The sequence below is a fragment of the Bradyrhizobium sp. genome (assembly GCF_016462955.1).
GTDB lineage: Bacteria > Pseudomonadota > Alphaproteobacteria > Rhizobiales > Xanthobacteraceae > Bradyrhizobium.
In genome coordinates, this window is record NZ_JAEMSD010000261.1 from 1 (window position 1) to 4266 (window position 4266).

Sequence of the window (4266 nt, forward strand, 5' to 3'; positions counted from 1 at the left end):
TCGTCCGAGAGTTCGTCGACGAGATCATGCCCGGAGACCACGACAATCGGCGAGCCCATCATGTCGAGCCAGAAGATGGGACCGAGCTCCTTCGCGAGCCGCGTCAGGTGCTGCACGGGAGCGGCCGTGTCCAGCGACAGCATGTTGCCGACCACCGGCTTGCTCGGCGGCTGCGGGATCGGGTTCAATCGGTTCCTGGATGACATCTAGCTTCGCTTCCCCCTGCCTTACGTCATTCCGGGATGGTCCGAAGGACCAGACCCGGAATCTCGAGATCCTCAGGTGCGCAAGAGCGCACCATAGTTCGATGCTACGCATCGCCCCGGGATGACGACTGCGTCGTCAGCCAAACCGCCTTCTACGCCATTCGATCAGCTTGACGCTGACCTCTTCCGGCTTCTCCTGCTGCGTCCAGTGTCCGCTGTCCTTCACCAGATATTTCTCGAGATCGCCGATCAGCTTCTCCATGCCGTCGGCCGCCGAGGGCGGCAGCACCGCGTCGTTCTCGGCCATGATCATCAGCGACGGCACATGGATGTGGTGGTCGAGCCCCTTCGATCGCTCCCAATTGCGGGTGAAATTGCGATACCAGTTGATGCCGCCGGTGAAGCCGGTCTTGGTGAAGGTGTCGACGAACACCTTCTTCTCCTCCGCAGACAGGATCGGCGTGCGCGGGTCGACCTTGGCATCGTAGGCCGCGATCATCTGCGGGAACGCCAGATTGGTCTTTGAGGAGGCGCCGACGCCTGCGATGGCCGGCTCCTCCGGCTTAGCCGCCGGCCGCGGCAGCGGCTTGCGCATGAAGGCGTCAAAGGTCTGTTCGACGCGGCTGCCAAAGATCCTGTCCGGCTCGCGCGCGGGGTCCTGGAACTGGACGATGTACATCTGGTCGCCGAAACGTTGACGGAACAGCGCAATGGGATCGATCGGCGCGCGGTCCCAATGCGGCGTGTTGACGCCGACGACGCCGGCGACGCGCGAAGGGTGCCGCAGCGGCATCTGCCAGACCACGAAGCCGCCCCAGTCGTGGCCGACGAAGATCGCCTTGTCGATCCCGAGATGATCGAGCAGGCCGACGAGATCGCCGGTCAGATGCTCCATGTCATAGGCTTCGACCGGCTCGGGCCGGTCGGTCGCGCCATAGCCGCGCTGGTCCGGCGCGATCACGCGGATGCCGGCCTCGCTCAGTGCCTTGATCTGGTGGCGCCAGGAAAAGGCGAGCTCGGGCCAGCCGTGGCACAGCACGATCGGCGGCTTGTCGTCGACCGGGCCCGCCTCGTAATAGCCCATGCGGATTCCGTTCGTCTGAGCGAACTTGAGCGGCGGCATTTCAATCATTGCAGCATTCCTATTCAGCGGCACCTTTGATGTCCGCCGCCGGCGGCGCGTAGGCCGCCTCCAGCGCGGCGAACTCCTCCGGCAACATGTCGCACATCACCTGCACGTGGGGAATGATGTTGGCGCCGACGATGAAGCCGAAATCGAGCTGGTCGCGGTAGCTCTGCACGGTGATGTTGAGCGCCTGCCCGTGCGTCGAGATCGACACGGGGAAGATGTGCAGCAGTTCGGCGCCGGCGGCGTAGAGGGTCTGCCGCGGTCCGGGCACGTTGGACACGGTGATGTTGGCGGCCGGCGGCAGAACGTCCGACAGGTTGGACCGGCTGTAGAGCAGCGCCAGGATCTGCACCATGATCGGCGCGCCCAGCATCGAGATATTGGAGACCTGGGGCATCAGCGCACGCAAGGGATGCGACATCTCCTTGGACTTGGTCGATTGCGCGATGATTGCTTCCAGCCGCGCCTTGGGATCGTCGACGTTGGTCGCGATCGAGCAGATCATGCCGAACACCTGGTTGTTGGCCTCGGTGTTGCCCTCCTCCCGCAGCGAGATAGGCACCGCCGCGGTCAAGGATTTCGGCGGCAATGTGCCGTATTGCAGGAGGTAGCGGCGGACCACGCCGGAGGCCAGCGCCAGCACGACGTCGTTGAGCTTGCCGCCGGCCTGCTTGGCCAGCGCCTTCGCGCGGGACAGCGGGATCGACACGCCCGCAAAGCTGCGCTCCGAGGAGATGGTCTTGTTGAGCATGGTCGGAGGCGACACCATGCTGGCGAGGCTCTCGCGCGACTTGGGGTCGGCGACCTTGCCGAGTACGTCTGACAGGCTCTTGAGCACGGTCGGGATGTTGCCGGCGAAGCGCACCGCGCTCTCGATCTGATACATCGCGTTGTCGAACAGGATCGAGCCGATGTCGCTCTTGCCGGTGCGCGGCAGCTGAAGGTTCTTCGCAGCCTGCGAAGCATCGAGCGACTGAGAGAACAGCTGCTGATAGGAATCGAGCAGGTTGGCGGCGATGTCGCGCGGCTCCTGCCCTGGCTTGCTGCCCGCCGCCGGCGGCTCGACCTTCCGGGGGATCGGCGAGATGTCGTAGATCATGTTGGTCAGCGCCGCCCCGGCGCCGCCGTCGATCGCGGCATGGTGCATCTTGGAATAGAGCCCGACCTCGTTGTCCTTCATGCCCTCGAACACGTAGAATTCCCAGAGCGGGCGGGCACGGTTCAACAGCTTGGCATGCATCCAGCCCACGATGCGCTCGAGCGTCGCACGATCGCGCGGCTGCGGCAGGCTGGCGCGGAAGATGTGGCGGTCGATGTCGAACTGATCGTCCTCGACCCAGGAGGGATGATCGATGTCGAGCGGGGCCTTCTCCAGCCGTGCCTTCAGGATCGGCGCGATGTGCAGGCGCGAGACGATCATCGCCTTGAAGTCTTCGAAGAAGTCGCCCTTGTAGTCGTCGGGCAGGCGAAAGATCGCCATGCTCCCGACATGCATCGGCATTTCAGGCGTTTCCAGATAGAGAAACGACGCGTCCAGCGACGACAGCTTCTTCCCGTCGGCCATGGTTCCCTCCCGCAGAGATTTGACGGGCGCCTTGGCGGCGCTTCTCGTCAGGCCGATACTGCCTGTTCCGGCGGGGCATATGCAATGGCAAAGGGCCCGGACCGGTCGAATGGCCGGAATTGCCCCTCCGGCTGCGCCAGACGGTCCGCCACGGCCCACAGCGCTGCGGGGTTCACCCCGAGCCCGAGATGGCTTGCCAGGTGCACCTCGATGTTCTCGGCTCGCTCCGACGGGCGGAGCAGGCAAGTCCGCCAGTTCACGACGCCGTCGGCTCGCGAATAGATCGACGTCGTCGGCACCGGCAGATCGCCCGCAATCGCTTCGCGTTCTTCCGCAAAATCTTCCACACGCTCACCGGACAAGGCTTCGTAGAGCCGCGTGGCATTGGTTGCCCTGACGTCATTGGCAAAAGGGCTGCCGAGGGTGATGACGTAGCGAACCTTGTCGGGCGCCCAAAGCGCGAGATCGCGGGCATAGACGCCGCCGAGGCTCCATCCGACCAGGCTGACCTTGCGCCCCGTGGCGGCATGAATTTCAGCCAGGCGTGCGCGCAGGGAATCCCGCATCCGTCCGAGCCCACCGAGATTGCGGCCCATCCGCCAGGCATGTGCCTCATAACCGAGCTCGCTGAGGTAGCGCCGCATCGGCACCATAGAAAGGTCGCTGGCGAGAAAGCCCGGCAGCGCCAGCACCGGATGGCCGTCGCCCCTTGGCGCGCGCATCAGCAGCGGCGACAGCAGCAAGCTCGCATTCAATTCGAAGAGCCCCCTGGCCTCGGCGAGCAACATGCCGAGACCCGGCGGACGAAGCCGGCCTGCTTCCAGCGCCCCATCCGGTCCGGGCGGCACTATTTCTTCTTGTCGCTGCTGCGCGTGCCACCAAGGCCGGCCATGGTGACGAACATGTCCTGAAACCGTTCCGCGATCTTGGGATCGAAGGTGAACCAGCTCTGGATCAAGGATTCCGGCGAGACCTTCTCGATGTTGCTGAGAACCTGCTGCTGCAACTTGTCCATCACCGCCGTCTGCATCGGCGCCACGTCCGGCAGACCGAAGAACTGGCGCGCTTCGAGGGGGGTGCAGTCGATTTCAATGTTAACCTTCATGTCCCCTCCGGATGGGATTCGAGCGGCCCGCCCGCAGTATCGCCGCGAGTTGTGGTGCAACGCAAGCGACCTGATGCAGGAGCGGCTGCCCGGTCCCGCAATCAGCCAGTATGGTCAACCAAAGTCGAAAGACGCGGTTCTCTCCATGCCGGGCCATATCGTCAGCATTGCTGCACAGCGGCGCAACTTGGCGCGTTCCTTGCTGGAATGGCGCTTGCACGGGTCGAGAACTCTGGGCAACATGGATCGGTCAGCCGCGCCG

Annotated in this window: 6 protein-coding genes; 1 reads left to right on the top strand and 5 read right to left on the bottom strand. The window is 64.3% G+C overall.

The genetic code is table 11. The features are described 5' to 3' along the window. From JHD07_RS23625 to JHD07_RS23645, 5 genes are all read right to left on the bottom strand, one after another. The coding region (locus JHD07_RS23625; RefSeq protein ID WP_291626398.1) for a cytochrome P450 at window positions 1-206 on the bottom strand (206 nt) is incomplete at its 3' end. Between the two features lie 136 nt (window positions 207-342). Next, window positions 343-1338, bottom strand: coding sequence for an alpha/beta hydrolase (locus JHD07_RS23630; protein WP_291626400.1), 996 nt, complete (start codon window positions 1336-1338; stop codon window positions 343-345). A gap of 10 nt (window positions 1339-1348) precedes the next feature. Next, window positions 1349-2899 (bottom strand): wax ester/triacylglycerol synthase family O-acyltransferase, encoded by a 1551-nt coding sequence (locus JHD07_RS23635; RefSeq protein ID WP_291626401.1) that lies wholly within the window; start codon window positions 2897-2899, stop codon window positions 1349-1351. A 47-nt stretch (window positions 2900-2946) separates the two neighbouring features. After that, window positions 2947-3747, bottom strand: a complete 801-nt coding sequence (locus tag JHD07_RS23640) for an alpha/beta hydrolase (protein WP_291626403.1) — start codon at window positions 3745-3747, stop codon at window positions 2947-2949. Then, the gene (locus tag JHD07_RS23645) at window positions 3747-4004 is read right to left on the bottom strand and encodes a DUF6489 family protein (RefSeq protein ID WP_097659465.1); all 258 of its coding nucleotides are present in this window, start codon (window positions 4002-4004) and stop codon (window positions 3747-3749) included. Before JHD07_RS23645 ends, JHD07_RS23640 begins: the two co-directional genes overlap by 1 nt. Window positions 4005-4077: 73 nt before the next feature. On the opposite strand from JHD07_RS23645, the gene JHD07_RS23650 reads away from it, so the two are divergent. Then, window positions 4078-4266: hypothetical protein (locus tag JHD07_RS23650; RefSeq protein ID WP_291626434.1), on the top strand; the 189-nt coding region annotated here is incomplete at its 3' end.

Excerpts from the sequence above, each read along its gene's own strand:
- JHD07_RS23630 (WP_291626400.1), bottom strand. The coding sequence starts at position 1,338 with ATGATTGAAATGCCGCCGCTCAAGTTCGCTCAGACGAACGGAATCCGC.
- JHD07_RS23645 (WP_097659465.1), bottom strand. The coding sequence starts at position 4,004 with ATGAAGGTTAACATTGAAATCGACTGCACCCCCCTCGAAGCGCGCCAG.
- JHD07_RS23635 (WP_291626401.1), bottom strand. The coding sequence starts at position 2,899 with ATGGCCGACGGGAAGAAGCTGTCGTCGCTGGACGCGTCGTTTCTCTAT.